The sequence below is a fragment of the Roseateles oligotrophus genome, assembly GCF_025717515.1.
Taxonomy (GTDB): domain Bacteria; phylum Pseudomonadota; class Gammaproteobacteria; order Burkholderiales; family Burkholderiaceae_C; genus Paucibacter_A; species Paucibacter_A oligotrophus.
Genome location: NZ_JAJIRN010000008.1, coordinates 356,229 through 382,988, shown reverse-complemented (window position 1 = coordinate 382,988; position 26,760 = coordinate 356,229). Strand labels below are relative to the sequence as shown.

The following is a 26,760-nucleotide window of genomic DNA, read 5'->3' as shown; positions in this document are numbered from 1 at the left end:
TTATCTACGCAATGCCTCGTTTTCAATCCCGTGGCGCGCTCAGCGGCAACAGCATTTCAAACACCGTGCCTTGGCCCGGCGTGCTGCTGACGCTGATTTCGCCGCCCAACATCGAATGCACCAAGCTATAGCAGAGGTGCAGGCCCAGGCCATTGCTGCCATGCCCCATGCGGGTGGTGAAGAAGGGGTCGAAGATGTGCGCCAGATGCTCGGGCGCAATGCCTTGGCCGTCGTCGCTAAAAACCAAGCGCGCACGGTCGCCGGGCAAGCGCTCGGCGCTCAGTCGTATCAGGCCGCCTCGGCGTTCGGCAAAGCCATGGATCAAGGCATTCGAGCCCAAATGCTTCAGCACCAAGCCGAGCGAGCCTGGGTAGCTGTCCAAGACCAGATCGCCCTGTAAGACTAGCTGCAAGTCGTGGCCGCCCTCGCGCAGCGCCGAGGCCAGGGCCAGCCGCAGTTCCAAGGCCAACTCGTTCAATTCGAAAGGGCGGCGCGGCTCGCTTTTGCGGTCCACCGCCAATTGCTTGAAGCTGCTGACCAACTGAGCCGAGCTGCTCAGGCTGCGCATCAGCAACTCGGTGCTGAGCTCGGCCTTTTCGCAAAAAGCCTGCAACTCGGAGCGCTTGACGCCGCCGGACTGGACTTGGGCGGCGAACTGGCGCGCGCCATCTTGCAACGTACTGGCGGCCATCAGCCCATTGCCCAGCGGCGTGTTCAACTCATGCGCGACGCCGGCCACCAGCGCGCCCAACGACGCCATTTTCTCCTGCTCAACCAGCTTGGCCTGCGTGCGCTTCAATTGGCGGTAAGCGTCGGCATTGTCCAAGGCCACGGCCGTCGAAGCGGCCAGTGTCTGCAAGATGTCCAGGTGGGTCTGGCTGTAGGCGTCGGGCTGATCACTGAGCACGCTGATGACCCCCTCCACCACACCCTTGATACTCAGCGCCACATAGAGCCCGGAGCGCGAACGCGTCGGCTCGGCCCCGCTCTGCAGCGTCAACATTTGCGAGCTGGCACCGGGCGTGCGTTGGCCCGCATCGACCGCTCGGTTGTCGTGCATGAACTCCCGGATCAACTGGGGCTCACCCGTCATGACGCACAGCGCCGCCGGTTGCTCCGCCGCATCCAAGCTGCGCCGGTAGGGCTTCAGGGCTTGGCCGTGGTCGATGACAAAGTCAAAGGCGATGAAGCCCTCGGCCCGGTTCAAGATCCCGAGTCCGAAGACATTGGCCGGCATCAAGGCCTCGACATGGCGGTGAAGCGTGGCCTGAATGGCGGCGGCGTCCAAGGAGGCAGTCAACTCGCGGCCAATCTCGCTCAGCGTGGCAATTTGCTGACGCTGCGACTGCACCTGCGCGGTACGCCGAGCCACTTTGGCCTCCAAACGTTCTTGCTCAAGCTTCAACGCGCGCAGGCGCCAATGCCAGGCCGCAGCCACGCTCAGCGCCAAACTCACCGCCAGTGCAACCCGAAACCACAGGCTGCGCCACCAAGGCGGCAAGACCTCGATCTCCAGCATCTGCCGGGGTTCGCCCCAGGCACCGTCCGGGTTGGCGGCCTTGGCCAGCAGCCGGTAGCGGCCGGGGTCCAGGTTGGTATAGGTTGCCAAGCCCTCCCCCGGCGGCCCGGCGATCCAGTCGGCATCAAAACCCTCCAGCCGCCAGGCGTAGTGACTCAAGCTCGGGCTGTAATAGTGCATCGCCCGCAAATCGAAGCTGACCATCGCCTCGTGCTGCGTCAACCGAATCGCCCGGGCCAGCGCCAAGGGCCCCTGCACGCCCAGCGCACCCAAACTGCTGGCGGCCTCACTGGGGCTGCTTGACCGAGTCCGAGTCGGATCAAGCTGCGCGAGGGGGTCCACCAAAGAGCGGTTGAAGACGCGAATGTCGGCCAGCACCAAGGGCGGCGCGACCAGGTTGTCCCGCAAACCCTCGGGGCTGAATTGCAGCAGGCCCGCCCCACCATAGAACATTCGACCGTCGGCACTCACCGCACTGCCGCCGAGCGAATAGGTCCAATTGAAAGGGCCACTGGCCGAGGGGTAGTTGCGCAGGGTCTTGCGCTCGGTGTCCAGGCGACAAAGTCCGCGCTCCGACGCAAACCAAAGCGCCCCATCCAGTGCATTCTCAAGCCCATAAATGCTGCCCGCAGGCATGCCGGCCAAACCACGCCATGATTTCAGCTGCCAGCGATCTTTTTGATCCGGCACCGGCAGCAATTCGAACAAGCCCAGCTGCGAGCCGACCCAGATACGGCCTTGCGCATCTTGGCGCAGGTGTTTGATGATCAAGTCAGCGGGCTTGGCCAAGTCAACACTGGGCAAGACCGGCTGCGTGAAGCCCTGCGCCTGCGCATCCCAGAGTTGCAGGCCGCCCTTGGTGCCGAGCCAGAGTCGGCCATCGCGCGCGACCAAAATACTGTCCACCACCTCGTTGCTGAGCGCCAAGGGATCGCCGGTCTTGCGCCTGAAGCGCGTCAACTGGCCATCGGGCCGGATGCGATAGACGCCGCCCGCACTGCCAGCCCAAACATCGCCTTGGGCATCCAGCGCAATTGACGCGATCGAGATGCCGCCGCCCAGGGTTTCACCGAGGGCGATGCGGCGCACCTGCCCGCTGTCCGGGTCAAGCAGAAACAAGCCGCTGTCGCCGCCCACCCAAAGCCCGCGCCCCGGCTGCAACAGCAAGGCTTTTTGATAGGGCATGGGCAGGGTGTCGAGCGGGAATTGTTCGGCCCGGCCGCTGGCCAAATGCAGCCGATTGAGCCCACCGCCATAGGTGGCCGCCCAAACATGTTCGGGGCCGGCGGGCTGCACCGCCATCACGGTTTCATTCGACAAACTGCTCGCGTCACCGACCACCGACAAGTAATTGCGAAAGCCGCCCGAGTTCAGATCCACCAGGGACAACTTGCCGTCGAAGCTGCCCACCCACAAGACCCCGCTGCGGTCCTGAAACAAGCCCGACACACTGGGGCTGCTGAGGCTTTCGGGCACGGCCGGGTGATGGCTGTGTTGCTCGGCTGCCGCGCTGCCGGGGCGCCAGCGCCATAGCCCATGGGCACCGAAGCCAAGCCAGATCGAGCCCTGCGCATCCCGCAGCACCGCATGCAAGGGCGTCTTGGGTAGACCCAGGCGCTGCGGCAGATCAAGCTGGCGCCCGCTCAAGGTGTCAATCACTTGCAAGCCACCCTGGACCCCGATCCAAGCGCCGCCCTGCCCATCCAGCACCATGTGCCGGATATAGGGGTCGGGGTGCTGCGAAGTATTCAGCGGCCAGCGCTGCTGCAGCTTTTGTTCCCGGTCGAGGTGGATCAATTCATGCCCGGCCACCAACCAGACGCCGCCCTGCCCGTCGGAGCTCAAGCCCGACAAACGCAAGGGCCGCCCAGGCGACCAAGGGCTCAGATCAGGAATTTCGACCGTGCTGAAGCTGCGCCGCTCGGTGTCATAGCGCAACAAGTCGAGCGGCGTTTGCACCCAAACCTGATGCGCGCCGGCGGGCGCCAGGCCCGCCACCCGGCGGCTGATCGGCACTCGGCGCTCTCCGGGCAAGCCGATGCGGCGCACCGTTTCTGTCAATAGATCGAATTCATCCAGGCCTCCGCCGGTGCCCAGCAAGAGCTTGTCGGCCCCCAGCAGAAGCTGGCTATGCACATCGGGATGGCTGAGCGAATGCGGATCGGTTGGGCTGGGGCTGAACAGGCGGCCGCGTCGGCCGTCATAGCGCAGCAGGCCGTCATCGGTGCCCAACCACATCACGCCCTGCGAATCCTGCACCGCGCTCAGCATTATCGAATGCTGACCCATTTGCGCGGGTCCGAGATGCTCGAAGCGCAGGCTCTGCAAGCCAGAGCCCGCCCATGCAAGCGGCAGCAGCGACAAGGCGATGCTGCAGCAAAGCAGGAAATCTTTGATCCAGGGCATGGGCAGAGCCTATGCGAAATCCTGTCGCGCGCCTATACGGAGCTGCGCCCCGCCAAAAACAAATGCGTCAAAAAATATTCAGCCGCAACAGCATGTGGGTCGCAAGCAAGCCCATGGAAAAACCGATCGCGCCGTAAAGCAAGGCCCGCAACAGGCCGTTGGTGCGCCGCTGTTCCAGCACCAAGGCCTCCAAGGCGCGGGCGTCCTGGGGCGAAGCTTGGCGCTTCAAGGCATCGTGCAGCAGGCGCGGCAACTCGGGGAAGAGCTGGGCGTAGCGCGGTGCTTCCTTCTTGATCTGATTGAGCAAGGCGCGCCAACCGACCTGCTCGTTCATCCAGCGCTCCAAAAATGGCTTGGCGGTGGCCCACAGGTCCAACTCGGGGTCGAGTTGACGGCCCAAGCCTTCGATATTGAGCAGCGTCTTTTGCAGCAAGACCAGTTGCGGCTGGATTTCGACATTGAAACGGCGCGAGGTCTGAAACAAACGCATCAAGACCTGGCCGAGCGAAATATCCTTCAAGGGCCGATCAAAATGCGGCTCACAAACCGCCCGCACCGCGCTCTCCAACTCATCGACCCGCGTGCCCGCCGGTACCCAGCCCGAAGCAATATGCAACTCGGCCACTCGCTTGTAGTCGCGCTGGAAGAAGGCAATGAAATTCTGCGCCAGATACTCTTTATCGACCTCGGTCAGCGTACCGATGATGCCGAAGTCGAGCGCGATATAGCGTCCGAAGGTGGCCGGATTCAGGCTGACCTGGATATTGCCGGGGTGCATATCGGCGTGAAAAAAACCGTCGCGAAAGACTTGCGTGAAGAAGATCGTCACGCCGTCGCGAGCCAGCTTGGGGATGTCGATGCCGGCATCCTTGAGCCGCTCCAGCTGCGAGATCGGCACGCCATGCATGCGCTCCATCACGATCACGTCGGAGCTGCACATATCCCACATCATCTCGGGCACCATGACCAGGTCCAACCCGCTCATATTGCGCCGCAGCTGCGCCGCATTGGCGGCCTCGCGCACCAGATCCAGCTCGTCATGCAGATAGGTGCTGAACTCGGCCACCACCTCACGCGGCTTCAGGCGCCGGCCATCGGCCGACAGGCGCTCGATCCAGACCGCAATCGTGCGCAGCAAGGCCAGATCGTCGTCGATGGTGTCCAGCATGCCGGGGCGCAAGACCTTGACCGCGACCTCGCGGCCGTCTTTGAGTGTGGCGAAATGCACTTGCGCGATCGAGGCGCTGGCGACCGGCTCGGCCTCGAAGCTGCCGAACAGCTCTTCAACCGGTCGGCCAAAAGCCTTCTCGACCAAGGCGCGCGACTCGGCGGCCGGGAACGGCGGCACCCGGTCTTGCAGCTTGGACAACTCCTCGACCATGTCCTCGGGCACCAGATCGCGCCGGGTCGACAGGACCTGGCCGAACTTGACAAAAATCGGGCCCAGATGCTCAAGTGCCAAGCGCAGGCGAACGCCGCGCGGCTGCTCCCAGCTGCGACCCAGCGAGATGGTCCGACGCAGCAAACGGAAGCGTTTGCGCCGAAAACCCGACAGCGCCAGCTCATCCAGGCCAAAGCGCAGAATTGTCCAGACAATGACGAACAGGCGCGCGAAGTACCTCATGCGCCGCTGCGCCCGGCCGGCTTGAAGGCCGAAGCGCCGCGCGCCAAGGCGGCGACCGCCGTAGTGGCGGCCCGCCCCCAGGTCGAGAGTTGATGGGCGGCAGCCGGGCCAACCAGCCCCGCCAAGTCATCCTCGATGTCCCAGCGCAGGTTCTCCATCAGCCAACTGATCTCACCGGCAAAAGCCGCATCGCCCTGCACCGACACGCTGGGTCGCTCACCCAATAGCGCGCCCAAGGCGAGCAATGCTGGGTTGGCGGCGTCCAACTCGATGCGCAGCGACGCGGCCAGGTCGGGCATGTCCTGACGCTCGAACAGACCGGCAGGGGTCACGGCCAGAGCCAAGTCTGGCGCGGCCGGCAGCAGCGTCGGCCAATTCTGCAGATGCAAAACAACAGCCCGGCCCGCAAATGGCAGCAAACGCGCCATTGCGTGGGATTCACGGGTCAGGACATGATTCAGTAACAGGATCATGCGATCCTGCGCGGCTGGCGTCGCCAGGCTCATCCAATGTTTCAGCATGGGCAGATTGTAGGCAGTCGCAAGCCGCCGCCGCCCTAACGGGTGCAACGCGGCGAAAGCGTGCTCAATCTGAGCGAGAATCCAACCCCAATTGACCGCCCCGTGAGAATGCGGGATGGCAGGTTCGGCCAAGAGCGCCTTGGTCAAGCCGCACTAATAAGCGTGAAGCCAATCCGGCAGCAAGGATGCGAGGGAGATCGATGTTCGAGGACCGAAGTTACAAGAGAACGTTCTACAGCGCGCCGCAGTCGGTTGAGTCCTTGATTGCCGCCTTCATGGAGCCCAGCATCATCGTGCTGTGTTTTTTGGCTGTGAGCGCCTATTTTGGCGAGCCGATTCTCAGGTCCGGACTGACGCTGTGCTTGCTGGTATTCGCCCTGACCTTCCCTGGGCGCAACCGCTTCTCCGGTAGCAGCAGCATCAGCGCCGTCGTTGATGTGCTGAGTTCTTGGCTGGCCCTGCTGGTAATTCTTGCCCTGTGCGGATACGCCACCAACAGCATGGGCTACTTCGAAAACGAGGTCCTGTATTGGTGGGCCGGTCTGACGCCTATCCTGCAAGTTATTGCCATCCAAGGCGGCCGCTGGGAGCGCGCGAGGCGCACTCGCGGTGCACGCCGCGGCGCCGTCATCGTCGGGGCCGGCCCACTTGGCGCCAAAGTGGCACGGGCGCTGAACGCGGGAGCCGATCAAGGCATCGACTTCCTCGGCTACTTCGAAGACAGACAAGATGACCGCCTGCACGAGGACTCGCGCAACAAATTGCTGGGCCGACTCAGCGAGTTGAGTGAGTATGTGCGCACGCACAGCATTCGCGAGGTCTATATCACCCTGCCGCTGGGCTCGCAACCCCGCATCGTGCAATTGCTGGAGCAGGTTCAAGGCACCACGGCGTCGCTGTTTTTTGTGCCCGATGTGTTTGGCATCAGCATTATTCAGGGTCGCCTGCAAGACATGAATGGCGTGCCGGTCGTGGGCATTTGCGAGACCCCGTTCACCGGCACCAATGAGTTGGTCAAACGTATCAGCGATATTGTGCTGGCCAGTTTGATCTTGGTGCTGATTTCACCGATTTTGTTGGCGGTGGCGATTGGCGTGAAGCAAAGTTCGCCCGGCCCCATCATCTTCAAACAGCGCCGAAACGGCCTGGACGGCGAAGAAATCATCGTTTACAAATTTCGCTCGATGAGTGCGCAAGACAATGGGCAAGTCGTCAAGCAGGCGACCAAAGAAGACCCGCGCATCACCAAATTCGGAGCCTTCATTCGACGCACCTCGCTGGATGAATTGCCTCAATTCATCAATGTGCTGCAGGGCCGCATGAGCATCGTTGGCCCGCGCCCGCATGCCGTCGCGCATAACGAGGAGTATCGCAAGCTGATCAAGGCCTATATGGTCCGGCACAAAGTCAAACCAGGCATTACAGGTTGGGCCCAGGTCAATGGTCTGCGCGGCGAAACCGACACCATCGATAAAATGGAAGCTCGGGTTGAATATGATCTGGAATATCTGCGCAACTGGTCGCTGGGTCTGGACCTGCAAATCATTGCGCGCACCGCCCGTTTGATGCTGTTTGATCGCAACGCATATTGAACGCCATCGCGCCAGTGGATCTATCTAATTTTGCCGAACCCAATTTTCTCTAGGACATTCATGCCGCACGCGCAACGACGATTGTTACTGACCTCGGTCTGCCTGCTCGCATGGGCCAGCGCCACGCCGGTCTGGGCCGAGTCCAACCCCTACTACTATGGCGGCTCGCTGGGCTTCAACCGGGTTTCCAATATCTACCGCTCGGTCTTCAGCCCGAACGACGACACCGTCGCCACCGCCAGTTTGTTGGCCGGCATCAACCAACCGATAGGCCGCCAGCGGGTCTATGCCGACATCAACGTCAACACCAATCGCTATAGCAAGAACACCGATCTCAATAACGTCGGCTACACGGCCAAGGGTGGCCTGGATTGGTCGACCCTGGAGCGCCTGTCCGGCACCATCAGTGTCGACAATAGTCAAGCGCTGAGCACCTATACGGAGCGCACCGAGCTCGCGCTGCGCAAGAAAAACACCGAGAACAACAACAATTTGAATGGTGTGGTTCGGCTTGGTTTGGTCACGAAATACTCGCTCGAGGTCGGCGCCGGCCACCGGACCAGGCGCTTCAGTGCCGATGAATATACTCAGTTCGAGTTTGATCAGAATCGCTATTCGCTCGGCGTCGTCTATCAACCGAGCACCGATTTGCGCTTCGGCGTTGCCGGCCGCGCCACCAATGACAAATACCCGGCCTATGTGCGGACTTTCACCATCCCTGGCTTGCCGCAGCCGATTTCAATTCCCGTCGCCGCACGCGAGTTCGAGCGCAAGGACCTTGACTTCACCAGCCGCTGGGTCGCCAGCGGTGCTAGCACCATTGAAGGCCGCATCAGTACCGGTCGATCCAAGGTCAAGCAAGGCGTTGCCAACGACTTCTCCGGCCTGACCGGCCAGATCACCTGGGGCTGGCAACCCACCGCAAAATGGAACATTTCCAGCAGCCTCAGCCGCGATACCGGCCTGGAATCTTCGTTCAGCAATGCCAATACCAGCTCCGAGCAAGACCGGATTACCAATGGCTTGCAAGTCAATGCGACTTACGAGCTGACCGGCAAGGTGTTCCTGACCGGTGGCCTCAGCACCGCCAAGAGCCGCCGTGTCTATGACACCGCCGGCAATCATTCCGAAGATTACGATCGCGACAATGCATTCAACCTGGGCGCTCGCTGGCAGTACTCGCGCGGCATCACCATGGGTTGCCAATTCAACAAGTCCTCACGCAGCAGCTCGCAAGAAATCTACGCCTACGACGCCAACAGCTACGGCTGTTACGGTCAAATTCTGCTGTACTGAAGCTCACAGCCCATGTCTACACGCATCTTGCTGACCGGCGGCGCCGGCTATATCGCCTCACACACCTGGTTGGCCCTGCAAGCGGCCGGCTTCGATGTGGTCGGGGTCGACAATTTCTCCAACAGCTCGCCCGAGGTGCTGAACCGTTTGGCGCGGCTCAGCGGGCAAACACCAATGTTCGAGCGTGCCGATGTCTGCGACGCCGTCGCGATGAACGCCGTGTTCGAGCGCCATCGCCCCGATGCCGTCGTTCATTTCGCGGCCTTCAAGGCGGTCGGTGAATCGACCTCCCAGCCGCTCAGCTATTACCGCAACAACCTCGGCGGTCTGGTCAATATCTGCGAGACCATGACCCGCTTTGATTGCAAGCGCATGGTCTTCAGCTCCAGCGCCACGGTCTACGGCGTCCCCGAAAAGCTTCCCTTGCGCGAAGACGCGGCGCTCTCAGCCGTCAACCCTTATGGTGCGACCAAGCTGATGGGCGAGACCATTCTGCGCGATCTGGGTGCCGCCGACCCGGCTTGGCAAACCGCCGCATTGCGCTACTTCAATCCGGTCGGTGCGCATGCCAGCGGCCTGATTGGCGAAGACCCGCGCGGCACACCGAACAATCTGATGCCTTATGTGGCGCAGGTCGCCGTCGGTCGGCGCGAGCGCCTGCAGGTTTTCGGCGATGACTATGACACGCCCGATGGCACCGGTGTGCGCGACTACATCCACGTCGTCGACCTCGCCGAAGGGCATGTAGCCGCTCTGCGCTTTCTCTTGGACGGCAAAGAATCGATCACCGCCAATATCGGCACCGGCCGGGGCTATAGCGTGCTCGACCTGGTCAAAGCCTATGAGGCGGCCAGTGGGCGCAGCGTGCCTTACGACATCGTCCCCCGTCGTGCCGGCGATGTGGCGGCCTGCTATGCCGACCCCCAACTCGCCCGTGAGCGCCTGGGTTGGCAAGCTCGCCATGACATCAAGCAAATGTGCGAGGACAGTTGGCGCTGGCAGAGCATGAATCCGCAAGGCTTTGTTTGATTGATTCTCACCAAAATTCTGGATCCCTGAAATGTCTTTGATTCAAGTTCAACCCGTCATCATGGCCGGCGGCAGCGGCACACGCCTCTGGCCACTGTCGCGCGCCGGCTTCCCCAAGCAGTTCCTCGTGCTGTCCGGCAATACCAGCTTGTTTCAACAGGCCGCGGAACGCCTGGCGGCGCTGAGCGCGGTCGACATCGCCTTGGCCGGGCCGGCCATCATCGGTAACGAGGAACACCGCTTTTTGGTGCTCGATCAACTGCGCGAAACCGGCCAAGACACCAGCGGCGTTCTGCTCGAGCCAATGGGCCGCAACACCGCACCCGCGCTGACGCTGGCGGCGCTGCATGCCTTGGAAGCCGGCGCCGATCCGGTGCTGGTGGTGACGCCCGCCGATCAGACCGTGGCAGACGGCCCGGCCTTCACGGCGGCGCTGCAGCAGGCGATCCGTCAGGCGGCCGATGGGGCCATCGTGATTCTGGGCATCACGCCCGATCGCGCCGAGACCGGCTTTGGCTATATCCGTACCGAAGCGGACGCGTCCGGATTGGGCGTGGCCCAATTTGTGGAAAAACCTGACGCCGCCACCGCCGAGCGTTATGTGGCCGAAGGCAGTTACTTCTGGAACAGCGGCATGTTTGTGCTGCGTGCCTCGGTCTGGATGAAGGCGCTGGAGCGTTTCCGCCCCGACATCGCCGCCGCCACTCGACTGGCCTGGGCGGCCCGCAGCGTCGACGCCAAATTCATTCGGCCCGGCAAGGTCGAATTCGCGGCCGTACCGTCCGAGTCGGTCGACTATGCGGTGATGGAACGATGCCCCGGCAGCGATATTGCGCTGCGCATGTTGGCGCTGGACGCCGGCTGGAACGACCTCGGCGCCTGGGACGCCGTCTGGCAGGTGGCGGACAAGGATGCCGACGGCAATGCCGCGATCGGCGACGCGATCTTCAGCGACAGCCACAACACCTTGGTACATGCGACCAGCCGCTTGGTCAGCGTGGTCGGCCTGAGCGATGTGGTCGTAGTGGAGACGCCCGATGCGATTCTGGTCAGCGACCGCGCGCGCAGCCAGGAAGTGAAGAAAATCGTCGCGCGCCTGGACGCCGAAAAGCGCGGCGAGCAAACGCTGCACCGCAAGGTCCACCGTCCCTGGGGTTGGTACGACAGCATAGACTCGGGCGAGCGCTTCCAGGTCAAACGCATCATGGTCAAGCCCGGCGCAACGCTGAGCCTGCAGATGCACCACCACCGCGCCGAGCATTGGATTGTTGTTTCCGGCACCGCCGAGATCACCAATGGGGACAAAGTATTCCTGTTAAGCGAGAACCAAAGCACATATATCCCCCTGGGCCAAACGCATAGGCTGGCCAATCCGGGTAAGGTGCCGCTGGAAATTATCGAGGTACAGTCCGGCTCCTATTTGGGCGAGGACGACATCGTGCGTTTTGAAGATACCTACGGTCGAAACTGAGACCGAGGTTGACTATTAATTCGATTTTGGGGAATAGAAGATGAGCGAGAAGAACGTCATTGCTGTCGTGGGTTTGGGTTATGTGGGCTTGCCCCTGGTGATCGAGTTCGGCAAACATGGCCGCACCATCGGTTTTGATATCGCCAAGGACAAGGTCGCCAAGTGCCAGGCCGGCGTGGACCCCTCGCGCGAGTTGAGCGACGAGGAAATGAGCCAGTCGCCGCATGCCGAGTACAGCTTTGATCCGGCCTGCTTGCGCGAAGCCGATGTCATCATCGTCGCCGTGCCCACACCGGTCGACGACGCCCATATCCCCGACTTCCGCCCACTCGTCGGCGCCAGCACCAGCGTCGGCCGCAACCTCAAAAAGGGCGCGATCGTCGTCTACGAGTCGACCGTCTACCCCGGCGCCACCGAAGAGGTCTGCATCCCGGTGCTGGAGCGCGAGTCGGGCCTGAAGTGGAAGCAGGACTTCTTCATCGGCTACAGCCCCGAGCGCATCAACCCGGGCGACAAAGAGCACACGCTGACCAAGATTCTCAAGATCGTTTCCGGCGATACGCCCGCGACGCTGGACACCGTCGCCAAGGTCTACGAAAAGATCATCATTCCCGGCGTCCACCGTGCCGCCAGCATCAAGGTGGCCGAGGCCGCCAAGGTGATCGAGAACACCCAGCGCGACCTCAATATCGCCTTGATGAACGAGCTGTCCATCATCTTCGACAAGATCGGCATCGACACCTCCGAGGTGCTCGAAGCGGCCGGCACCAAATGGAACTTTCTGAAGTTCAAGCCGGGCCTGGTCGGCGGCCATTGCATCGGCGTCGACCCTTATTACCTGACGCACAAGGCCGATATGCTGGGCTATCACCCGCAGGTGATTCTGGCCGGCCGGCGCATCAATGACGGCATGGGCAAGTTCATCGCCGAGCAGACCATCAAGCAGATGATTGCGGCAGGCAGCGCAATCAAGGGTGCCAAGGTCAACGTCCTGGGCCTGACCTTCAAGGAAGACTGCGCTGATCTGCGCAACTCCAAGGTCATCGACATCATCACCGAGCTGAAGACCTATGGCGTCGAGGTGAGCGTCACCGACGCGGATGAAGCGGTGCATGAGTACGGCGTGCGGCCGGTCACTTGGGGAGAGTTGCCCAAGGCCGACGCAATCGTCGCGGCCGTCGCTCACAAGAGCTACAAGCAATTGAGCACCGCAGAGATCGCCGACAAGTTGGTGACCGGCGGCGCCTTCATTGACGTCAAGGCTGCCTTTGACCAACAAGCCTTGCAAGCCGCCGGACTGCGTGTCTGGCGTCTGTAATTTGGGATTGATATGACCATACTCGTCACCGGCGGCGCCGGCTTTATCGGCAGCAATTTCGTACTGGATTGGCTGAGCTCTTCGGACGAGCCGGTGGTGACGCTGGACGCGCTGACCTATGCGGGCAATCTGGAAAATCTGGCCTCGCTCGCCGGCGACGCGCGCCATATTTTCGTCAAGGGCGATATCTGCGATGGCGCGTTGGTCGCCAAGCTATTGGCCGAGCACCAGCCGCGCGCTCTGCTGCACTTCGCCGCCGAGAGCCATGTAGACCGGTCCATCAGCGGGCCCGGCGCCTTTATGCGCACCAATATCGAAGGCACTTACACGCTGCTTGAAGCGGCGCGAGCCTATTGGAGCGAGCTGGGCGAGGCGGACAAGGCGGCGTTCCGCTTCCACCATGTGTCGACCGATGAGGTCTATGGCTCGCTCGGCGCGGATGACGCGCCGTTTGCCGAGACCAAGACCTACGAACCCAACAGTCCCTATTCGGCCAGCAAGGCCGCCAGCGATCATTTGGTGCGCGCCTGGCATCACACCTATGGCCTGCCGGTCTTGACGACCAACTGTTCGAACAATTACGGCCCGCTGCATTTCCCCGAGAAGCTGATCCCGCTGATGATCGTCAACGCGCTGGCCGGCAAGGCGCTGCCCATCTATGGTGACGGCAAGAATGTACGGGACTGGTTGTATGTCACCGACCATGCCTCGGCGATCCGTGCCGTGCTGGCGGGCGGGCGTTTGGGCGAAACCTACAACATCGGCGGTTGGAACGAGATGACCAATCTGGACATCGTGCACACCGTCTGCGCGCTGCTGGATGAGCTGCGCCCCGATGCCGGCGGCAGCTACAAGCGCTTGATCACCTACGTCAAGGACCGCCCCGGCCATGACAGGCGCTATGCGATCGACGCCCGCAAGATTGAGCGCGAGCTCGGCTGGCGACCGGCCGAGACCTTTGCGACCGGCATCCGCAAAACGGTGCAGTGGTATCTGGATCACCCCGAATGGGTGGCACGGGTGCAGAGCGGCGCTTATCGAGATTGGGTCGCTCAGCAATACACCGCATGAAAATTCTGCTTCTCGGCAAGAACGGCCAAGTCGGCTGGGAGTTGCAGCGTGCGTTGGCGCCGCTGGGTGAGTTGATCGCACTGGATCGTCATCAAGGTGGCGACTTGGCAGACAGCGCCGGATTGATCGCGGCAGTACGTGCAGCTGCGCCACAAGTGATCGTCAACGCCGCCGCCTACACGACGGTCGACAAGGCCGAAACCGATCAAGATCTGGCGCGGCAAATCAACGCGACCGCACCTAGCCTATTGGCCGCCGAAGCCAAGGCCTTGGGCGCCTTGCTGATTCACTACAGCACGGACTACGTCTTCGACGGCAGCGGCGACCAGGCCCGCGATGAAAATGCGGCCACCGCGCCCTTGAGCGTTTACGGCGCCAGCAAATTGGCCGGTGAGGATGCGATTCGCGCCACTGGCTGTGAACATCTGATCCTGCGCACCAGCTGGGTTTATGCGGCACGCGGCGGCAATTTCGCCAAGACCATGTTGCGACTCGCGACTGAACGCGAGCATTTGAAGGTGATTGCCGACCAGATCGGCGCACCGACCGGTGCCGACCTGCTCGCCGACCTGACAGCTCATATGCTCAGAGCCACCTTGACTCAACCCTCGCTGAGTGGCACCTACCACGCGGTGGCCGCCGGTGAGACCAGCTGGCATGCCTACGCCAAGCATGTGATCGAATTTGCTCGGCTACATGGCAAGCCCATCAAGGTTGCTGCAGACCAAGTGCTGGCTATACCAAGCAGTGATTACCCGACGCCGGCCCGGCGGCCGCTGAACTCGCGGCTGTCCACCGAAAAATTGCAACATGCTTTCGGGCTCTGCTTGCCGCATTGGCAAGTCGGTGTCGAGCGCATGCTGTACGAAATTCTTTAAAGGGGTATTCATGACAAAGAATCGCAAAGGCATCATCCTCGCCGGCGGCTCCGGCACGCGCCTGCACCCCGCCACGCTGGCGATGAGCAAGCAGTTGCTGCCGGTCTATGACAAGCCGATGGTGTATTACCCGCTGGCCACCTTGATGCTGGCCGGCATCCGCGACATCCTCTTGATCAGCACGCCGCAAGACATTCCGCGCTTTGAGGCCTTGCTCGGCGACGGCAAACGCTGGGGCCTGAATATCAGCTACTGCGTGCAACCCAGCCCGGACGGCTTGGCCCAAGCATTTATCCTGGGCCGCGACTTCATTGGCGGAGCCCCTAGCGCCTTGGTGCTGGGTGACAATATTTTCTATGGCCATGACTTCCAAGGCCTGCTCGCTAACGCCAACGCCAATCAGACCGGTGCGACCGTTTTTGCCTACCATGTGACCGACCCCGAGCGTTACGGTGTGGTCGAGTTTGATGCGCAGAAAAAAGCTATCTCGGTCGCCGAAAAGCCGACGCAGCCGAAGAGCAATTACGCCGTCACCGGCCTCTACTTCTACGACGAGCAGGTCTGCGATATCGCCGCCGCCATCAAGCCCAGCCCGCGCGGCGAGTTGGAGATCACCGACGTCAATGCCCAGTACCTCAGCCAGCAGCAACTGCAGGTTGAGATCATGGGCCGCGGCTACGCCTGGCTGGACACCGGCACCCATGACAGCCTGCTGGAAGCCGGGCAGTTCATCGCCACGCTGGAAAAACGCCAGGGTCTGAAGGTCGCCTGCCCGGAGGAAATCGCCTTCCGTTCGGGCTGGATCACCGCTGATCAATTGGCCGCCTTGGCCAAGCCCTTGGCCAAGAATGGCTACGGTCAATACCTGCAAAAGCTGCTGAACGATAAAGCCTTCTGATGAAGATCACCACTACCAGCCTGCCCGAGGTCTTGATCATCGAGCCCAAGGTGTTCGGCGATGCGCGCGGATTTTTCACCGAAAGCTGGAACGAGGCCAGCTTCAACAAGGCGGTCGGCTCCGAGGTCCGCTTTGTGCAGGACAACCATTCCCGCTCGGCCCGCGGTGTGCTGCGCGGTCTGCACTTTCAACTGCCGCCCCACACGCAAGGCAAGCTGGTGCGGGTGGTCAGCGGTGCGGTGTTCGATGTGGCGGTCGATATCCGCCGCTCAAGCCCCAACTTCGGCCGCTGGGAAGGGGTCGAACTGAGCGCCGAGAACCAGCGCCAGCTCTGGGTGCCGCCGGGTTTTGCCCATGGCTTTCTGGTGCTGAGCGAAACGGCCGACTTCCTCTACAAGACGACCGACTACTACGCGCCGCAATGCGAGGGCGCGGTGCGCTGGGACGACCCCGCGATCGGCATCGAATGGCCTGACACCGGCGTGCCCGCACTGCTGGCGGACAAGGACGCCCGCGCGGCATTGCTGGCCGAGGCCAGGCTGTTCGATTAGCTCAAGTTAAGGGCCGAGCCACGGCCGATGCCGTGATGCTCGATCCCCAAGGCCTTCATCAGGGCCGGCTCGTATTGATTGCGGCCATCGAACACCACGGGTTGCTTCAATGTCGCTTTGATGGCCTCGAAGTCCGGGCTCTTGAACTCCTTCCACTCGGTCACCAGCAGCAAAGCATCGGCGCCTTCCAGCGCCTGCTCGGCGCGCTCGCAAAAGCTCAGGCCCCGCAGATCGGCCAGCAAGCGCTTCGCTTCGACCATCGCCACCGGATCGTAGGCCGTGACAGTCGCGCCCCGTCGAATCAATTCGTGCACGATCACCAAGGCCGGGGCTTCGCGCATATCGTCGGTATTGGGCTTGAAGGCCAGACCCCAGATGGCGAAATGGCGGCCGCTCAGGTCGGGGCCAAAACGCGCCACCACCTTGTCCACCAGCACCATTTTTTGACGTTCGTTCGCCTGCTCCACCGCCGTCAGCACCCGCAAAGAGATGCCTTGGAGCTGCGCCGACTGCACCAAGGCCTTGACGTCCTTTGGGAAGCAGGAGCCACCATAGCCGGCGCCGGCATACAAGAAACTGTAGCCAATGCGCGGATCGGAGCCTATGCCCCGACGAACTAACTCGATATCTGCGCCGACCGTTTCGGCCAGCAGCGCCATCTCGTTCATGAAGCTGATGCGCGTGGCCAACATCGCGTTGGCCGCGTATTTGGTGAATTCGGCGCTGCGCAGATCCATCACGATCATGCGGTCGTTGTTGCGCGTGAACGGTGAATAAAGCGCCCGCATGAACAGCGTTGCCTGCTCATCGTCGGAGCCGATGATGATGCGGTCGGGCTTCATGAAGTCTTCGACCGCAGCGCCCTCCTTCAGGAACTCTGGGTTGGAGACGACCGAGAAGGCCAGCGTCGAGCCGCGTTTGGCCAACTCTTCGGCCACGGCGGCCCGCACCTTGTCGGCCGTTCCGACCGGCACCGTGCTCTTGTCGACGATCACCTTGTAATCGGTCATGCGGGCTCCGATCGAGCGCGCCGCCGCCAGCACATATTGCAGATCGGCCGAGCCATCTTCATCGGGCGGCGTGCCGACGCCGATGAACATGATGGTGCCGTGGTTGACCGCGCGGTCCACATCGGTGGTGAACTGCAAACGCCCGGCGGCGACGTTTCGCTGCACGATTTCAAGCAGACCGGGCTCATGGATCGGAATTTCACCGGCGTTCAGAACCCGGATCTTTTCCGCATTGACGTCCAGGCACAGCACATGATTACCCATCTCCGCCAGGCAAGCGCCCGTCACCAGGCCAACGTAGCCGGTGCCAATTGCTGTAACTTTCATGTCTCTTCTCCTTGATGGTTTGATGCAAGGACCAAACTCGCAGCCTCTATGCTCCGGCTAGACTACGCGGCGACTGTGTAGACACTGTGAAACGTTCAAAACGATCGCCCTCCGTTCACGCGCGGCATTTGCCCGGACAATCTGCCGATGATCCTTCCCGCCACCGCCCTGAATCCCGAGGCCACCAGCCAGCCATGCCCCAATTGCGGGGCAGCATTTGCAGACCCTAGACCCAAGTTCTGCGGCGCCTGCGGCCAGGAGTCGAACCTGCGAGCGCCAACCCTGCTGGAGTTCTTGCAGCAATTTGGCGGCGCCTATATTTCCACCGAAGGAGCGCTCTGGCGCACCTTGTGGCGGCTGCTCCTGCTGCCGGGGCAACTGACGCTGGAGTACTTGGCCGGTCGACGCCGGCGTTACGTGCTGCCGCTGCGCCTGTACCTGACCATCAGCGTCTTGGCCTTGTTGTCGCTGCGCCTGGTCACCAGCGGAAAAATTGAGGCCAATGTGCCGGAGATCAACAGTTCAAGCTCCTCAAAGGCGATCCAGTTGGAGGACGGTGACACCAAGAACATCCAGATCGGCGGCCTGTGGGGTTTCAAGGCCGGCCTCAAGGACGGCGTGTTTTATTGCACGAAGTTTCCTGCATCCATGTGCAAGCGGCTGGAGCGCCGGCTAACGCTGGACCACGCCGGTATGGCCAAAGAGATGGTGCAGCTGTCCGAGCGCGCACTCAACAATGTGGGCACCACCATGTTTGTGCTGCTGCCCTGCTTCGCGCTCTGGTTGAAGCTGATTTTTTGGGACAAGCGCATGCGCTATACCGAGCACCTGACTTTCGCGCTGCATCTGCACGCCTTCTGGTTTGCGATGGTGATGCTGCTGTTGATTCAATGGGAGCCCTTGTCGGCGCTCGCAGGCATAGCCACCGTCATCTATCCGGTGATCGCCTTGCACCGGGTCTATCGCTGCCGCTGGTGGAGCACCTTGCCGCGCGCCTTTGCGCTCTTTGTGCTGAACCTCAGCAGCGTCAGCCTTGTGTTCGCGACTTTCGCCTTGATGACCTTGGTGAGTTGAATAGAGGCGCGCCTCTAGCGGGCTGGCCGCACAATCGGCCTGCCTCGCGACTTTTTATCGCCGGCGCAGCGAGCATGAATTCAAGCCCTCCGAAACGCACCGCCAAACATTTGCTGGCCTCCGACTTGCGCGGTATCGCCCAATTGGGTAGCCAGGCTACGGCCGGCATCGCCCGCATCGTCGAAGGCGTGCATCAATCGATTTGGGATCGCCTGGGCGTGCCGGGCGGCCATGCACCGGGGCAAACACGCGGCATCACCGGCCTGGCCTACAGAAGCGTGCATGGGGTCAACCGACTCGTCGGCGACGGCTTGCAAGCGCTGTTGAAGCGGCTTGAGCCCTTGCTGGCAGCCGACGCGCAAACCCAGCAGGCGAGCCCTCAACGCGCGGCCTTGCTGGCGGCGCTGAACGGGGTGATGGGCGATCACCTGCTGGCCTCCAACAACCCGCTGGCCATACCGATGAGCATGCGCTGGCAGGACCACACCCTGGACTGGCAAGATCTGCCCCCGGACTTCGCGCCATCGGGCAAGGTGCTGCTGCTGATCCACGGTCTGTGCATGAACGATCTGCAGTGGCAGGCATCGCACAAGGGTCAGCCGGTCGACCATGGCCAATCGCTGGCGGCGGCCCTCGGCTATTGCCCCATCTATCTGCGCTACAACTCGGGCCTGCATACCTCGCAGAATGGCCGCGAGTTGGCAGCTCAGTTGGAGTTGCTGGTCCGGCATTGGCCGGTACCGGTCGAAGAAATCAGCATCGTGGCCCACAGCATGGGCGGGCTCTTGACGCGCAGCGCCTGCCATTTCGCCACCGAACAAACATCCCACTGGCTGCCGCTGCTGAAAAACATCGTTTTCCTCGGCACACCGCATCACGGCGCGCCCTTGGAGCGGGCCGGCAACTGGATCGATGTCTTGCTGGGCAGCACGCCCTACACCGCCCCGCTGGCCAAGCTCGGACAGTTGCGCAGCGCCGGCATCACCGACCTGCGCCATGGCCATGTGCGCGATGAAGACTGGATGGGCGATAACCGCTTTCATCGCCTGCCCGATCAACGCCTGATCACGCCGCTGCCCGCCGGCGTCAATTGCTTCGCGGTGGCGGCGACCATGGCCGCCAAACGTGGCGCGCTCGCCAACCGTTTGATCGGTGACGGTTTGGTGCCCTTGCACAGCGCCTTGGGCGAGCACAGTGACCCCAGGCGCGACCTCGGCTTCGCCAAGTCAGAGCAACTGATCTGTTACCGCATGAACCATATGGAGTTGCTCAGCAGCCCCATGCTGACTCAGCAGATGCAGGACTGGCTGAAGCCCGCCAAGCCAAGCAAGGCCGTCAAGAGCTGATTTTCAGAGCGCACGCAGCAACTGCTGGACCTCGGCCTGACCGCCGTACTGCTTGCCCGCCTTGGCCAAACGCTGCAATTCGGCACCGGCCTTGGTCTTGTCACCGGAGGCCAAATAGAGTTTGGCCAAACGCATACGCATCTCATGATTCTCGGGTTGTAAATCAAGCGCTTGGCTCTGCACCTCGATTGCCTTGGGCAACTGTTTCTCGGCCTCCAGAATCATCGAGAAGGTATCCAAAAATTCGGCCTGTTTTGGCGCCAATTGATTGGCTTTTTCGATCAAGGGCAAAGCACCGGGCTTGCCCTGTTTGAGCAGCAACCAGGCCATATTATTCAAGGCGGGAGCGTTCTCGGGCTGCAGCTTCAAGACCGCAGCGAAACGGGTTTCGGCCGGCGCCAACTTGCCCTGCAGCAACTCCTCGCCGCCTAGATAAAACTGGAATACCGCGTCCTTCGGATGATCTTTGATCCATCCGGCGGCAAACTTCTCGGCTTCGGCCTTGTTAGGCCCGAGCGCCAAGGCATGATGCAGTTTGCTGGCCAAACCGGCAGCCACATCGACATTGGCGTCGCCGCCGGCCGCCAAGCTTTGGCGATAGGCCGCAGCCGCGCCAACCCAATCTTTCTGCGCCGCCAACACATCACCCTGCAGGCCCAGGCCGGCGGCCTTACCGGCCTCTTGTTTTTGCATCAGGGTCGCACTCGCCAGCGCATTCTTGTGATCGCCGGCCGCCAAATACACCTCAGCCAAGCGCTTGCGGGCGACCAGATAGTCGGGCGCCAAATCCAGGGCCCGCTTCAGACTTGCAGTCGCGTTCGGAAAATTCTTCAAGGCCACATAGGCCTCGGCCAAGCGCATATGCGGCATCGGCGAGCGTGGCATCACGCGGGCCAAGGCGTTGAAGGACTCGGTGGCCTGGTTGTACTCGCCGGCCAGCATGCGCACGCGCCCCTGCACCTCAAGCAACTCGGGTGCTTCGGGCAAGGCGGCAATACCTTTTTGCGCGGCAATTTGAGCTGCCTTCAAATCGCGATGTTTCAGATGGTGGTCAACCAGCGCCACACGCGGCGCAGCATCCGTGGGCTTGATCAGCACAGCCTTCTCTATCAAGGCGCCGACCTCTTCTTTCGTCGCTCCGCCAATTTCTTTCAACTCGGCCAGAGCCAGATGAGCCTTGACGTTATCGGGCGCCGCCTTCAACAAGGTCTCGAAGCGCTGCTTGGCGGCATCGGGCTGCTTGTCGGCCATGTCCAGCGAGGCCAGCAAGGCGGCGGCCGGGTAGAAGGTCGGATCGAGACTCAGTGCCTTTTCGAAATTGACCTTGGCACCGGCCACATCCTTGCGCGCCAGCAGCACCAAGCCACGCAAATTCGCCGCGATCGGGCGTTTCGGCTGTTTGCGCTCCAGCACATCGATCGCCGCCATGGCCTTGTCGAGATCGCGGCGCTGCAAATGCGCGCGGATGATGGCGATGTCGGCGACCGAACTCGGATCGCTGTCCGAGATTGATTTCAGGTCGGCCAGCACGTCCTCCGGCTTGGCGCTCGACGCCTTGCCCAAGATCAGCTGCGTACGGCTGCGGCTGTCCTTGGGATTCAACTTGGCGGCTTGGGCGAAGTAGGTCTCGGCCTTTTTCGGGTCGCCATTTTGCAGATAGGCCTCACCCGCCAGCGAATAGATTTGTGCATCCGGCGTGCCGTTCAGCAGCAGCGGCTGGATCGCCGCCACCGCCTTGGCGGGGCTGGAGGTCAGCAGGTAAATCTGCGTCAACATGCGCCGCGGTGCCGACAAATTCGGCGCCAGCTTCAAGGCCTTGGACAGCATCTCCTCGGCCGGCGCAAAAGCCTTCAGTTCATATTCGATCGCCCCGCCCAACTGCAAAGCCAAAGGGCTTTCGGGCGCCAGCGTCAGTAATTCCTGGACCGGCCCACGCGCGGCCGCAAAGTCTTTGCGTGAGTAGGCCAAAAGCGCATCAAAGTAGAAAGATTGCGGATCCTTGGGCAAAGCCTTCTTCAAATTCTCCAAATCGGCCGCGGCCTTGTCGAACTCCCCGGCTTCGATCCAATGGTTGATCAGCCCGGCATGCGCACCCAAGTCCTTGGGCGCCAGAACCAAGGCCTGACGGTAGGCCGCGATGCCCTCGGCGGCGTCCATATCCTTGCTCCCCTCGGCGCCTGATTTGATGCTGCCCAAGACCACATCGCCCTTGAGTCGCCAGCCTTCCGCTTGCGTCGCGTCGCTCTTCAGCAAGCCATTGAGAACCTGCAGGGCACCCTGGGCATCGCCATCTCGCAGCTTCAGACGCACCTGCAGCAGAACGGCCGGAGCAAAACCGGGCGCGGCCTGCAAGGCTTCCTGCAAGGCCGCTTCGCTCTTGTCGCGCACACCGGTCGCCGCAAAGGCAGTGGCCAGCGATGTCTTCAAATCGGCTCTGGCCGCTGCATCTTCCAGCTTGAATTCGCCGTACAACTCGATCATCGGCTTGTAAGCCTGCAGCGCCAACTGCGCCCGCGCCATCACCGGCGCAATGCGGGCGGGCTCAAACTTGGCCGCGATCGCCTTGCGCAATTCCACCTCTGCGGAGCGAGCGTCGCCGCTATCCAAAAATGCCTTGCCCAAGAGAAAACGGGCCTCGCCCGCCTCGGGGTTCTTTTGCAAAGCATTTTTCAGCTGAATGATCGCCGCCTTGCTTTCGCCCTTGGACAAGGCCGTGCGGGCCGAGTTCATCAAACTGTCGTAGCCCTCCCCGCCGCAAGCCGCCAACAGGAAGGCCGACAAAACAGCGGGGGCGATGTTCTTGAGCAAGGAGGATGTCATGGCATGGGGCAAGTGGTCTGATCAAAAGCATGGTCACGCGAAGCGGCCAAGCAAGGCAGCGAAAAGTATAGGGGCGCGGGCTCCAGCACAGCCCATCAAATCAAATGCTAGCGGCAAGATTGCACGCAAGCCGGGCAGGCCGAATTTTGTGCCGCCGATGGCTTCGCCCGTTTAGCCGCCAATCGCCCCATGCCGACATAGTCAAACCCCGGCCAAACGGTGGGCCTTGAACTGCTCGCGCAGCTTCAGTTTTTGCAGTTTGCCGGTGGCGGTGTGCGGCAACTCGGCCACAAAGACCACATCGTCCGGGATCTGCCATTTGGCGATCCGGCCTTCAAAGAATTCCAGCAACTGCTCGCGTGTCAATTCAGCGTTAGGTTTTTTGACCACCACCAACAATGGCCGTTCGTCCCACTTCGGGTGCGCGCAGGCGATCACTGCCGCTTCAAACACGGCCGGGTGGGCCATTGCGATGTTTTCAAGATCGATTGAGCTGATCCACTCGCCGCCGGACTTGATCACGTCCTTGCTGCGGTCGGTGATCTGCATGAAGCCATAGGCGTCAATGGTGGCCACATCGCCGGTCGGAAACCAGCCCGGCTCACCGTCGACCGTGATCAGCGGTGACTCGGCATGGCCGAAATACTGGCTGATCACCCAAGGCCCGCGCACCACCAGGTTGCCGGCGCTGAGGCCGTCCCAAGGCAAGGTCTGACCCTCATCATCAATGACCGCCATGTCGACGCCGTAGACCGCACGGCCTTGCTTGGAAAGCAGGCGGCGCTGCTCATCCTTGGGCAGCTTCAGCTGCGCTGCATTGAGCTTGGACGCGGTACCCAGCGGCGACATCTCGGTCATGCCCCAGGCGTGGATCACATCGACCCCATATTCGTCGATCAGCGTCGCCATCATGGCCGGCGGGCAGGCCGAGCCACCGATCACCGTGCGCTTGAAGCTGCTGAATTTCAGGCCATTGGTCTTCACATAACTGAGCAGCCCCAGCCAGATGGTCGGCACGCCGGCACTGAAGGTGACGCCCTCGCCCTCGAACAATTCATACAGCGACTTGCCGTCCATATGGGGCCCCGGCATCACCATCTTGCAGCCGACGATGGCGCATGAGTAAGGCAGGCCCCAGGCATTGACGTGAAACATCGGCACCACCGGCATCACCACATCGCGGGCCGAGCAGTCCAGCGCGTCCGGCAGCGCCGCACCCATCGCGTGCAGCACACTGGAGCGATGGCTGTAGACGGCACCCTTGGGGTTGCCGGTGGTGCCCGAGGTGTAGCAGATGCTGGATGCGGTTTGCTCGTCAAATTCGGGCCATTGATATTGGCCGTCTTCGGCCTCGACCAAGTCTTCGTAGCAGAGCAGGCCGGCCAAAGAAGTCTGCGCCGGCATGTGACTGCGGCCCGTCATCAATACATAGTGCTTGATGCTGGGCATGGCCGAAGCCAGTTTTTCCACCAAGGGCAAAAAGTTCAGATCAAAGCAGAGCGCGCTGTCCTGCGCGTCATTGGCGATCCAGGCAATCTGCTCGGGGAACAGGCGCGGGTTGATGGTGTGACAGACCAGCTCCGAGCCCGACACGCCGTAATAGATCTCCAGGTGTCGGTAGCCGTTCCAGGCCAGCGTCGCGATGCGATCCCCCGGGCCGCAACCCAGCCGGGCGAGCGCTTGCGCGAGCTTGCGCGCTCGCAGCTCCGCCTCGCGCCAGTTGTAGCGATGCAGGTCACCTTCGACCCGCTTGCTGACAATTTCGGTATCGCCCGCATGCCGCGCCGCATGCTTGAGCAGCGACGAGATCAACAGCGGCATCGTCATCATCTGACCCATCAAAGCCATGTGCTTGTCTCCGATTGTTGGCGCCGGTTCTACCCAGCCTTTTGCTTGAAACCAGTCTAGTTTCAGCCCATAAAACCCCGATAGTCACCCGCCTTGCACAGGCTTGGCAACAGCTCTAGGGGTATTCACCTGCCGGGCTTCAAGATTGCCCCTTCGCCCACAGCGCCCAAGCTCGCTGGCTACACTGACCGGATGATTTCTGCAGACTTGACCCATGCCAGCGGCGGCCATTTGGACGGTCCACCGCCAGCCGCCGCCTGGTTGAACCGTTATGCCGCGCTTGGCAGCGCTTTTCACACCGAGCTGCCGGCGCAGGGCATGGCCAAGCCCGTCTGGGTCGCGCGCAGCGACGGCCTGGCCGCCGAGCTCGGTTGGCCCGCCGACTGGTGGCAGCGCGAAGGCTGGCAAGCGTTGGACGTGCTCAGCGGCAACGCCGTCTGGCCCGGCATGTGCACGCTGGCCACGGTCTATAGCGGCCATCAATTCGGTTCCTGGGCCGGTCAACTCGGCGACGGCCGGGCGCTGCTGCTGGGAGAAGTCCAGACGCAAGCAGGCGCCATGGAGCTGCAACTCAAAGGCGCGGGCGCCACGCCCTACTCCCGCATGGGCGATGGCCGCGCGGTGCTGCGCTCGTCGATCCGTGAGTTCTTGTGTTCGGAGGCATTTGCCGGCCTGGGCATCCCGAGCACGCGGGCGCTGGCCATTACGGCGTCGGCCTTGCCGGTGCGACGCGAGACGCTGGAAACCGCGGCCGTCGTCACCCGTGTCGCGCCAAGCTTTATCCGCTTCGGCCATTTCGAGCATTTCGCCCACACCAATCAGCATGCGGAGCTGCGCCAACTGGCCGACTTCTTCATCCGCCACCACGCGCCCGAATGCCTGGCAGCCGCCAATCCTTACGTCGCGATGCTGGAACGGGTGGTGCGCCAGACCGCCACGCTGATGGCCGACTGGCAGGCGGTCGGCTTTTGCCATGGGGTGATGAATACCGACAATATGTCTATGCTCGGGCTGACGCTGGACTACGGCCCGTTTGGTTTCATGGACGGTTTCGACCCCGGCCATGTCTGCAACCACTCCGACCATCAAGGGCGTTACGCCTACGCCCGTCAACCCAATATCGGCCTCTGGAATCTGCACGCGCTGGCGCAAGCCTTGTTGCCGCTGATGAACGCCGACGACGATGCCGAAAGAGAAGGTGCGCCCTTGCTGGCCGCGCTGGATGTTTACAAAACCGCCTTCCCCGCCGCCTTGATGCAACGCATGCGCGCCAAGCTGGGCTTGCTGACCGAGCAGGCCGATGACCGCGCCTTGGTCGACGACTGGCTCAAGCTGATGGCCGCCGCCCGCGCCGACTTCACCCAGAGCTTCAGGCGCTTGAGCTCGCTCACCCAGGCGGAAGACCCGGCCAAGTTGCGCGATCTGTTCATCGACCAAGCCGCTCTGGCGCAATGGCTGCAGCGCTACCGCGACCGTTTGTCAGCAGAAGGCCGCAATGACGATCAAGATCGCGCGCGACGCATGCGCGCCGTCAACCCAGCGGTGGTGCTGCGCAATCATCTGGCCGAGGGCGCGATTCGGGCGGCACAGGCCGGTGACTTCAGCGAAACCGAGCGGCTGCTGAAAGTTTTGCAGCGCCCCTACGACGAACCCGAGCGCGCTTCAGACGCCGCCCTCCCGCCCGATTGGGCGCAAACCTTGGAAGTCAGCTGTTCATCATGAGCAAAGCCATAGACGACAAAACCTACCCGGTCCAAAAGACCGACGCCGAGTGGCGCGCCCAACTCGGCTCCGAACAATATGCGGTGGCCCGCCACGCCGCCACCGAACGCGCCTTCACGGGCAAATACTGGGATCACTTCGAGGCCGGCGCCTACCAATGCATCGGTTGCGGCACGCCGCTGTTTGAGGCCGACACCAAGTTCGACGCCGGCTGCGGTTGGCCCAGCTATTTCGCCCCCGTCAACGCCGAGGTGATCGAGCGCGTGGTCGACCATGCCCACGGCATGGTGCGGGTGGAGGTGCGCTGCAACAACTGCGGATCGCATCTGGGCCATGTCTTCCCCGACGGCCCAGAGCCGACCGGCGAGCGCTTCTGCATCAACTCGGCTGCGATAGACTTCACGCCCCTGCCGCCTTGATCGGCGCCGACTTACCGCAC

General features: G+C 62.1%; 19 protein-coding genes. 13 read left to right on the top strand and 6 right to left on the bottom strand.

Annotated elements, in window-relative coordinates; all coding sequences use genetic code 11:
- Positions 1-22 precede the first annotated feature (22 nt).
- The 3 genes from LNV07_RS19175 to LNV07_RS19165 all read right to left on the bottom strand — a co-directional run bounded on the left by LNV07_RS19175 (position 23) and on the right by LNV07_RS19165 (position 6,070).
- Positions 23-3,925: a two-component regulator propeller domain-containing protein gene (locus LNV07_RS19175; RefSeq protein ID WP_263572777.1), complete on the bottom strand. Its 3,903-nt coding sequence runs from the start codon at positions 3,923-3,925 to the stop codon at positions 23-25.
- A 67-nt stretch (positions 3,926-3,992) separates the two neighbouring features.
- A complete protein-coding gene (gene ubiB / locus LNV07_RS19170; RefSeq protein WP_263572776.1) occupies positions 3,993-5,549 on the bottom strand; it encodes a ubiquinone biosynthesis regulatory protein kinase UbiB in 1,557 nt (518 codons plus the stop codon).
- A complete protein-coding gene (locus LNV07_RS19165; RefSeq protein WP_263572775.1) occupies positions 5,546-6,070 on the bottom strand; it encodes a hypothetical protein in 525 nt (174 codons plus the stop codon). The genes ubiB and LNV07_RS19165 overlap by 4 nt, the downstream gene beginning before the upstream one ends.
- 200 nt (positions 6,071-6,270) lie before the next feature.
- On the opposite strand from LNV07_RS19165, the gene LNV07_RS19160 reads away from it, so the two are divergent.
- The 9 genes from LNV07_RS19160 to rfbC are packed head-to-tail and all read left to right on the top strand — an operon-like array spanning position 6,271 to position 16,174.
- A complete protein-coding gene (locus LNV07_RS19160; RefSeq protein ID WP_263572774.1) occupies positions 6,271-7,662 on the top strand; it encodes an undecaprenyl-phosphate glucose phosphotransferase in 1,392 nt (463 codons plus the stop codon).
- 60 nt (positions 7,663-7,722) lie between these two features.
- The gene (locus LNV07_RS19155; RefSeq protein WP_263572773.1) at positions 7,723-8,958 is read left to right on the top strand and encodes a porin family protein; all 1,236 of its coding nucleotides are present in this window, start codon (positions 7,723-7,725) and stop codon (positions 8,956-8,958) included.
- A gap of 12 nt (positions 8,959-8,970) precedes the next feature.
- Positions 8,971-9,987: a UDP-glucose 4-epimerase GalE gene (gene galE, locus LNV07_RS19150; RefSeq protein WP_263572772.1), complete on the top strand. Its 1,017-nt coding sequence runs from the start codon at positions 8,971-8,973 to the stop codon at positions 9,985-9,987.
- A gap of 31 nt (positions 9,988-10,018) precedes the next feature.
- The gene (locus LNV07_RS19145) at positions 10,019-11,458 is read left to right on the top strand and encodes a mannose-1-phosphate guanylyltransferase/mannose-6-phosphate isomerase (protein ID WP_263572771.1); all 1,440 of its coding nucleotides are present in this window, start codon (positions 10,019-10,021) and stop codon (positions 11,456-11,458) included.
- Positions 11,459-11,498: 40 nt separating this feature from the next.
- Positions 11,499-12,776 carry a nucleotide sugar dehydrogenase gene (locus tag LNV07_RS19140; RefSeq protein WP_263572770.1) on the top strand — a complete coding sequence of 426 codons (1,278 nt, stop codon included), beginning with the start codon at positions 11,499-11,501 and terminating at the stop codon, positions 12,774-12,776.
- A gap of 12 nt (positions 12,777-12,788) precedes the next feature.
- Entirely contained in the window at positions 12,789-13,847 is a 1,059-nt protein-coding gene (gene rfbB / locus LNV07_RS19135) for a dTDP-glucose 4,6-dehydratase (protein ID WP_263572769.1), read from the top strand.
- Positions 13,844-14,725 (top strand): dTDP-4-dehydrorhamnose reductase, encoded by an 882-nt coding sequence (rfbD, locus tag LNV07_RS19130; protein WP_263572768.1) that lies wholly within the window; start codon positions 13,844-13,846, stop codon positions 14,723-14,725. The genes rfbB and rfbD overlap by 4 nt, the downstream gene beginning before the upstream one ends.
- A 10-nt stretch (positions 14,726-14,735) precedes the next feature.
- Positions 14,736-15,623: a glucose-1-phosphate thymidylyltransferase RfbA gene (gene rfbA / locus LNV07_RS19125; RefSeq protein WP_263572767.1), complete on the top strand. Its 888-nt coding sequence runs from the start codon at positions 14,736-14,738 to the stop codon at positions 15,621-15,623.
- Positions 15,623-16,174 carry a dTDP-4-dehydrorhamnose 3,5-epimerase gene (gene rfbC / locus LNV07_RS19120; protein WP_263572766.1) on the top strand — a complete coding sequence of 184 codons (552 nt, stop codon included), beginning with the start codon at positions 15,623-15,625 and terminating at the stop codon, positions 16,172-16,174. The genes rfbA and rfbC overlap by 1 nt, the downstream gene beginning before the upstream one ends.
- Here rfbC and LNV07_RS19115 read toward each other — a convergent pair.
- The gene (locus tag LNV07_RS19115; RefSeq protein ID WP_263572765.1) at positions 16,171-17,511 is read right to left on the bottom strand and encodes a UDP-glucose dehydrogenase family protein; all 1,341 of its coding nucleotides are present in this window, start codon (positions 17,509-17,511) and stop codon (positions 16,171-16,173) included. The two genes, rfbC and LNV07_RS19115, sit on opposite strands and share 4 nt — an antisense overlap.
- A gap of 147 nt (positions 17,512-17,658) precedes the next feature.
- Here LNV07_RS19115 and LNV07_RS19110 point away from each other — a divergent pair, with 147 nt between their 5' ends.
- On the top strand, positions 17,659-18,585 hold the full coding sequence (locus LNV07_RS19110) for a DUF3667 domain-containing protein (protein ID WP_263572764.1): 927 nt from the start codon (positions 17,659-17,661) through the stop codon (positions 18,583-18,585).
- A 74-nt stretch (positions 18,586-18,659) separates the two neighbouring features.
- Positions 18,660-19,931, top strand: coding sequence for an esterase/lipase family protein (locus tag LNV07_RS19105; RefSeq protein ID WP_263572763.1), 1,272 nt, complete (start codon positions 18,660-18,662; stop codon positions 19,929-19,931).
- A gap of 3 nt (positions 19,932-19,934) precedes the next feature.
- On the opposite strand, the gene prsT is transcribed toward LNV07_RS19105, so the two are convergent.
- Both prsT and LNV07_RS19095 read right to left on the bottom strand, forming a co-directional pair.
- Positions 19,935-22,751 (bottom strand): XrtA/PEP-CTERM system TPR-repeat protein PrsT, encoded by a 2,817-nt coding sequence (prsT, locus tag LNV07_RS19100; RefSeq protein WP_263572762.1) that lies wholly within the window; start codon positions 22,749-22,751, stop codon positions 19,935-19,937.
- Positions 22,752-22,952: 201 nt separating this feature from the next.
- Positions 22,953-24,599: a 3-(methylthio)propionyl-CoA ligase gene (locus LNV07_RS19095; protein WP_318013757.1), complete on the bottom strand. Its 1,647-nt coding sequence runs from the start codon at positions 24,597-24,599 to the stop codon at positions 22,953-22,955.
- Between the two features lie 192 nt (positions 24,600-24,791).
- Between LNV07_RS19095 and LNV07_RS19090 the strand changes: the two genes are divergently transcribed.
- Together LNV07_RS19090 and msrB are read left to right on the top strand one after the other, a co-directional pair.
- On the top strand, positions 24,792-26,321 hold the full coding sequence (locus tag LNV07_RS19090) for a protein adenylyltransferase SelO (protein ID WP_263572761.1): 1,530 nt from the start codon (positions 24,792-24,794) through the stop codon (positions 26,319-26,321).
- A complete protein-coding gene (gene msrB / locus LNV07_RS19085) occupies positions 26,318-26,740 on the top strand; it encodes a peptide-methionine (R)-S-oxide reductase MsrB (RefSeq protein ID WP_263572760.1) in 423 nt (140 codons plus the stop codon). Before LNV07_RS19090 ends, msrB begins: the two co-directional genes overlap by 4 nt.
- The last annotated feature ends 20 nt before the right edge of the window (positions 26,741-26,760 follow it).

Coding starts and splice junctions, on each gene's coding strand:
- LNV07_RS19175 (WP_263572777.1), bottom strand. CDS start 3,925: ATGCCCTGGATCAAAGATTTCCTGCTTTGCTGCAGCATCGCCTTGTCG.
- ubiB (WP_263572776.1), bottom strand. CDS start 5,549: ATGAGGTACTTCGCGCGCCTGTTCGTCATTGTCTGGACAATTCTGCGC.
- LNV07_RS19165 (WP_263572775.1), bottom strand. CDS start 6,070: ATGCTGAAACATTGGATGAGCCTGGCGACGCCAGCCGCGCAGGATCGC.
- LNV07_RS19160 (WP_263572774.1), top strand. CDS start 6,271: ATGTTCGAGGACCGAAGTTACAAGAGAACGTTCTACAGCGCGCCGCAG.
- LNV07_RS19155 (WP_263572773.1), top strand. CDS start 7,723: ATGCCGCACGCGCAACGACGATTGTTACTGACCTCGGTCTGCCTGCTC.
- galE (WP_263572772.1), top strand. CDS start 8,971: ATGTCTACACGCATCTTGCTGACCGGCGGCGCCGGCTATATCGCCTCA.
- LNV07_RS19145 (WP_263572771.1), top strand. CDS start 10,019: ATGTCTTTGATTCAAGTTCAACCCGTCATCATGGCCGGCGGCAGCGGC.
- LNV07_RS19140 (WP_263572770.1), top strand. CDS start 11,499: ATGAGCGAGAAGAACGTCATTGCTGTCGTGGGTTTGGGTTATGTGGGC.
- rfbB (WP_263572769.1), top strand. CDS start 12,789: ATGACCATACTCGTCACCGGCGGCGCCGGCTTTATCGGCAGCAATTTC.
- rfbD (WP_263572768.1), top strand. CDS start 13,844: ATGAAAATTCTGCTTCTCGGCAAGAACGGCCAAGTCGGCTGGGAGTTG.
- rfbA (WP_263572767.1), top strand. CDS start 14,736: ATGACAAAGAATCGCAAAGGCATCATCCTCGCCGGCGGCTCCGGCACG.
- rfbC (WP_263572766.1), top strand. CDS start 15,623: ATGAAGATCACCACTACCAGCCTGCCCGAGGTCTTGATCATCGAGCCC.
- LNV07_RS19115 (WP_263572765.1), bottom strand. CDS start 17,511: ATGAAAGTTACAGCAATTGGCACCGGCTACGTTGGCCTGGTGACGGGC.
- LNV07_RS19110 (WP_263572764.1), top strand. CDS start 17,659: ATGATCCTTCCCGCCACCGCCCTGAATCCCGAGGCCACCAGCCAGCCA.
- LNV07_RS19105 (WP_263572763.1), top strand. CDS start 18,660: ATGAATTCAAGCCCTCCGAAACGCACCGCCAAACATTTGCTGGCCTCC.
- prsT (WP_263572762.1), bottom strand. CDS start 22,751: ATGACATCCTCCTTGCTCAAGAACATCGCCCCCGCTGTTTTGTCGGCC.
- LNV07_RS19095 (WP_318013757.1), bottom strand. CDS start 24,599: ATGGCTTTGATGGGTCAGATGATGACGATGCCGCTGTTGATCTCGTCG.
- LNV07_RS19090 (WP_263572761.1), top strand. CDS start 24,792: ATGATTTCTGCAGACTTGACCCATGCCAGCGGCGGCCATTTGGACGGT.
- msrB (WP_263572760.1), top strand. CDS start 26,318: ATGAGCAAAGCCATAGACGACAAAACCTACCCGGTCCAAAAGACCGAC.